Source organism: Stenotrophomonas sp. P5_B8 (assembly GCF_054049855.1).
In genome coordinates, this window is the sequence record NZ_JBFULO010000273.1 from 1 (window position 1) to 5134 (window position 5134).

At 69.1% G+C, this 5134-nt stretch carries 7 protein-coding genes; 3 read left to right on the forward strand and 4 right to left on the reverse strand.

Translation table 11 applies throughout. The annotated features are described in order from the left end of the window. Nucleotides 1-421: 421 nt before the first annotated feature. Complete coding sequence (locus ACXJKH_RS14200) at nucleotides 422-1162, reverse strand: SDR family NAD(P)-dependent oxidoreductase (protein ID WP_457320184.1); 741 nt, start codon at nucleotides 1160-1162, stop codon at nucleotides 422-424. After that, nucleotides 1159-1479 (reverse strand): Grx4 family monothiol glutaredoxin, encoded by a 321-nt coding sequence (gene grxD / locus ACXJKH_RS14205; RefSeq protein WP_256776191.1) that lies wholly within the window; start codon nucleotides 1477-1479, stop codon nucleotides 1159-1161. Before grxD ends, ACXJKH_RS14200 begins: the two co-directional genes overlap by 4 nt. A 106-nt stretch (nucleotides 1480-1585) precedes the next feature. On the opposite strand from grxD, the gene ACXJKH_RS14210 reads away from it, so the two are divergent. Then, the gene (locus ACXJKH_RS14210; protein ID WP_256776192.1) at nucleotides 1586-2167 is read left to right on the forward strand and encodes a superoxide dismutase; all 582 of its coding nucleotides are present in this window, start codon (nucleotides 1586-1588) and stop codon (nucleotides 2165-2167) included. 236 nt (nucleotides 2168-2403) lie between these two features. Here the strand turns inward: ACXJKH_RS14210 and ACXJKH_RS14215 are convergent, their stop codons facing one another. Both ACXJKH_RS14215 and purE read right to left on the reverse strand, forming a co-directional pair. Continuing rightward, complete coding sequence (locus ACXJKH_RS14215; protein WP_256776193.1) at nucleotides 2404-3552, reverse strand: 5-(carboxyamino)imidazole ribonucleotide synthase; 1149 nt, start codon at nucleotides 3550-3552, stop codon at nucleotides 2404-2406. Then, entirely contained in the window at nucleotides 3549-4052 is a 504-nt protein-coding gene (gene purE / locus ACXJKH_RS14220; protein WP_256776194.1) for a 5-(carboxyamino)imidazole ribonucleotide mutase, read from the reverse strand. Before purE ends, ACXJKH_RS14215 begins: the two co-directional genes overlap by 4 nt. Nucleotides 4053-4111: 59 nt before the next feature. Here purE and ACXJKH_RS14225 point away from each other — a divergent pair, with 59 nt between their 5' ends. Then, nucleotides 4112-4381 (forward strand): Trm112 family protein, encoded by a 270-nt coding sequence (locus tag ACXJKH_RS14225; protein WP_457320188.1) that lies wholly within the window; start codon nucleotides 4112-4114, stop codon nucleotides 4379-4381. Continuing rightward, nucleotides 4378-5134: carboxylating nicotinate-nucleotide diphosphorylase (nadC, locus tag ACXJKH_RS14230; RefSeq protein WP_457320190.1), on the forward strand; the 757-nt coding region annotated here is incomplete at its 3' end. The genes ACXJKH_RS14225 and nadC, both read left to right, overlap by 4 nt.

A 5134-nucleotide genomic window follows, 5' to 3' on the forward strand; every position in this document is an offset into this window, starting at 1 on the left:
GACCAAGGGTGAGCTTGGACATCCGGAGACAGCGTGAGTGGGTCATTGGGGAGTAGCCTCGATGCGAGATTGGCGATGGCGGAGAAAAAAACGCGCCCAAGCAGCCTTGCTGGCGGCTGACTGGACTTTTATCTGGGTTCCCTAGCCGAGGGCTGGTTTCAGCCGCAACGGTTAACACTAGATTAACACGGTAGCGCCGGATTGTGACGGTTTGGCGACAAAACACACGCCATCACAACGCTATCGTGACGCGATCTTCACAACTGGCCCTGTTTCGCTGAATGGCTGCTGCGCCGCCCGTGCAAGGGTAACCAGGGAACGCTGCGGGTGGGTTACCGGTGGGTTGGCTGGGGAGCCGGCCAGCGGCCGGCACTACCGGAGCGGGCCGTGGTAGACCGCAAGGCGGACAGGCCCGGCCCCTTCAGGCGTCCAGGATCTGGCCGCGGTGGGCGGCGCCGGCGGCAGATAACAGAAGTACCGCCGTGGCGGCACAGTCGACCGGGTCGCGGGCGCCGCGGTCTTCGTCCAGGGAGAACGCCCGCGCCCGCAGGGCGGTGCGCATCGGGCCGGGCTGGAGGCCACTGACCCGCACCGGGCTGCGCCCGAGTTCGTCATGCAGGCTGGCGATCAACCCGCGCAGCCCGTGCTGGGCGGCACCGTAGCCGCCCCAAAAGGCCTTCCCTAMCCGCGCCGGATCGTCCACGGTGAACACCAGCGCGGCATCATCGCGCTGGCGCAGCAGCGGCAGGCAGGCCTGGGCCAGCCAGGCTGGCGCAGTCAGGTTGACGTGAACCGCGCGCGCAAAGGCGCCCGGATCGGCCAGCTCGAACGGGGTCAGCCCGGCGAAATCGGCGGCGCAGTACAGCAGGCCATCCAGCCGCCCAAGCTCGGACTGCAGGCGTTCGGCCAGAACCGCGTAGTCGTCGGGGGTGGCTCCTTCCAGATCGAGCGGGTACAGCAGTGGCTCCGGGCCAACGGCCTGGACGGCGGCGTAAACCCGGTCCAGCCGGCGCGGCTTGCGCCCGAGCAGGACCACGGTGGCGCCGGCCTCGGCACAGGCGATGGCAGCGGCACTGCCGAAGCCACCACCGGCCCCGGCGATGAGAATGACGCGATCGGCAAGCGATGCGGTCCCGGCCACGACGGTCGGGACGGCACTCATGCCTGCGAGGCCTCTTCGACGATGCGTTTGAGCTCGCCGGATTCGAACAGCTCCAGCACGATGTCGCAGCCGCCGATCAGCTCGCCATGGATGAACAGCTGCGGGAAGCTGGGCAGGTTGGAGAAACGCGGCAGGTTGGCGCGGATCTCGGGTTCCTCGAGCACATTGACCGTGCGCAGCGCGACCGCGCCGGCGGCCATCAGCGCCTGGATGGCGCGACTGGAGAAACCGCACATGGGGTACTGCGGGGTGCCCTTCATGAACAACACGAGGGGGTAACGCTCCACTTCGGACTGGATCTGCTGCATCACCGCCACAACGCCTCTCCTGCAGGTGGGACAACCCGACCTGGCCGGTCGGATAGACTTCCCTCATCGCCATTGTAAGCCTTCCGGCGTCCCTCTCCTCAATCCATCGCGAGCCATGCCCCTCGAACTGCCCCGCCTGCCCTACGATCGCACCGCCCTGCAGCCCCACCTGTCGGCCGAGACGCTGGACCTGCACCACGGCCGTCACCACCGCGCCTATATCGAGGCGGTCAACGCGCGCATCGACGGTACCGAGCTGGCCGAGCTGCCACTGGAAGACATCGTGCGGCAGAGCCAGGGCAGCCTGTTCGACGCTGCCGCCCAGGCCTGGAACCACGGCTTCTACTTCCACTGCCTGCATCCGCGCGGTGGCGGCGACCCCAAGGACCGGCTGGGCGAACTGGTCACCCGCCACTTCGGCGACATCCGCCGGCTGCGCGAGGAATTCGACCGCGCCGCGCTGGGCCTGTTCGGCTCGGGCTGGGTGTGGCTGGTGCAACACCCGTCCGGCGCGCTGGCGATCCAGACCACCCGCAACGCCGGCACCCCGTTGACCGGACAGAGCACGCCATTGCTGGCCTGCGATGTGTGGGAACACGCGTACTACACCGACTACCAGAATGAGCGCGCACGCTATCTGGAGGCGTTCTGGAAACTGGTCAACTGGGACTTCGTGGCCGCGCAGTTGCGGGATTGAGGGCGCGCGCCGTCATAGCGGCGACAACCGGGTAGTGCCGGCCGCTGGCCGGCTCGCACTTGGCCACCCGCCCGGTAGTGCCCGCCACTGGCCGGCTCGCACGCTTGGCCACCACCGGTAGTGCCGGCCGTTGGCCRGCTCGCACGCTGCCAGGTTGGCGAGGAGCTGGCCAACGGCCGGCACTACCCGTTTGTCGCCGTCGGCTGGGGCGCGGGCGCGCAGGCCGCGCGCCCGTTTCAGCGGCGTAGCGCAGCCGCCACCGGGGCGACCTGGGCGGTACGGTCAAGCTGCCCGCCCACCGCGTCCAGCGCGTCGGCCAAGGCCTGCGCATCATCGTCGCGCAGCGTGGCATGACCGACCTTGCGGCCGTCGCGCGGCTGCTTGCCGTAATCATGCCAATGCCCGCTCGGCTGACCGAGGACAGCGGCCGCTTCGGGCATCGCACCAAGCCAGTTGAGCATGCAGGCGTGGCCGAGCATGCGTGTATCGCCCAGCGGCAAACCGAGCACGGCGCGCAGGTGGTTCTCGAACTGCGAGGTCTCGCTGCCTTCGATGGTCCAGTGGCCGGAGTTGTGCACGCGCGGCGCCATCTCGTTGACCAGCAGCTCGTCCCCGCGGCAGAACAGCTCCAGCGCGAACACCCCCACGTAATCCAGGCGTTCGGCCAGCGCGCGGGCATGGCCGATGGCGGCCTCGTGCTGGGCAGGACTCAACGTCGCCGGCGCCAGGCTGGCCGACAGCACGCCGTCGACATGCCAGTTGCCGGTCACCGGCCACGCGCGGAATTCACCGTCGCGGCCGCGCACGGCGACCACGCTGACTTCGCGATCGAAGGCGACGAAGCCTTCCAGGATCAGCCCGGTCCGCTCGACGTAATCGCCCAGTGTGGCCCAGGCCGTGTCGATGTCGGCGTCGCTGCGGATGCGGAACTGGCCCTTGCCGTCGTAACCCAGGCGGCGGGTCTTGACGATGCAGGGCATGCCAAACTCGGCCACCCTGGCGGCGAGCTCGTCGCGGCTGCGGATATCGGCGAACGGCGGCAGCGGGATGCCCAGCTGCTGGAACAGGGTCTTTTCGCTGAGCCGGTCCTGGGCCACCGCCAGCGCATCGGGATTGGGATACACCGGCACGCGTTCGGCCAGGAAACGGGCACTGCGGGCGGGCACGTTCTCGAAATCGAAGGTCACCACATCCACCCGCGCGGCGAAGGCGGCCAGCGCGGCCTCATCCTCGAATGCGGCCACCTGCAGCGGCGCCACCTGGGCACCGCAGGCATCAGCGGCCGGGTCGAACAACTCGAAGCGCAGGCCCAGCGGCGCGCCCGCGAGCACCATCATGCGGGCCAGCTGCCCGCCGCCCAGGATGCCAACGGTCTTCGTGCTCATTGACGCGGATCGTCGTGGGCCATGACGTCTTCAGTCTGGCGGGCGCGGAAGGCCTCCAGCGCCTCGCCGATGGCCGGCTGGTCGGAGGCCAGCATGGCCGCGGCGAACAGCGCCGCGTTGGACGCGCCGGCATTGCCGATGGCAAAGGTGGCGACCGGAATGCCGGCCGGCATCTGCACGATGGACAGCAGGGAATCCATGCCGTTGAGGGCCTTGGACTGCACCGGAACGCCCAGCACCGGCACGGCGGTCTTGGCCGCGATCATGCCCGGCAGGTGGGCCGCGCCCCCGGCACCGGCGATGATCGCGCGCAGGCCACGGCCGCCTGCCTGTTCGGCATAGGTGAACAGCACGTCCGGCGTACGGTGCGCCGAGACCACTTTCACTTCGTAGGGAACGCCGAGCGCATCGAGCTTCTGGGCGGCGTGCTGCATGGTTTCCCAGTCGGAGCGGGAACCCATGACGATGCCGACGAGCGGCGCGGATTGGTTGGGGGTCATTGGCCGTCACCTGCCTTAAAGACGTATTCTAGCCATCTTCCACGCAAGACGAAGAATCCATGGATCGCAAGCTGCTCGACCTGCTGTGCTCGCCCGACACCCGCCAGCCCCTATCCCTGCTCGATGCCAAGGGCCTGGACGCAGTCAACCGCGCGATCGGCGCCGGTGCCGTGGTCAAGGCCGATGGCAGCGCGCAGGCCCTGGCCCTGCGCGAGGCGCTGCTGACCCGCGACCGCAAGCAGGTGTTCCGCGTCGACGACGGCATTCCGGTGCTGCTGGCCGAAGAGGCCATCGCGACCGCGCAGATCGCCGATTTTCCGGAAAAATGAGTCCGTCCGTCCTTGAGGCACCCGATGCGGCGGTGGTCGCCGCCGATGTGGCGCGCGCACTGGCCGAGGACATCGGCAGCGGGGATGTCACCGCCGCCCTGCTGCCCGACCGTCCCGACAGCGCCTACCTGCTGTGCAAGCAGGACGCGGTCATCGCCGGTCGGCCGTGGTTCGACGCCACCCATCGGGCGCTGGATCCCGACGTGACCATCAACTGGCGGGTGGCCGAGGGCGACGCCGTCACCGCCGGCACCGTGCTGGCGATCCTGCACGGGCGCAACCGCAGCCTGGTCAGCGCCGAGCGCACCTCGCTGAACTTCCTGCAGACCCTGTCCGGCACCGCCACCACCACCGCACGCCATGTGGCGGCCGTGGCCGGCACCGGCGCGCGCATCCTGGACACCCGCAAGACCCTGCCGGGGCTGCGCGTGGCACAGAAGTACGCGGTGCGCTGCGGCGGTGGCGATAACCACCGGATGGGGTTGTTCGACACGGTGATGCTGAAGGAAAACCACATCCGCGCGGCCGGTTCCCTGACCGCTGCGGTGCAGGCGGCGCGCGCGCAATGGCCGCAGTTGCCGCTGGTGGTGGAGGTCGAGGACCTCGATCAGTTGCGCCAGGCACTGGCGGTGGGCTGCGAACGCATCCTGATCGATGACTTCGATGCGGGGATGCGCCGTGAAGCGGTGCGGATCGCGGCGGGTCGGATTCCGCTGGAAGTCTCCGGCAGCGTCGGCCTGGAGGGATTGCGTT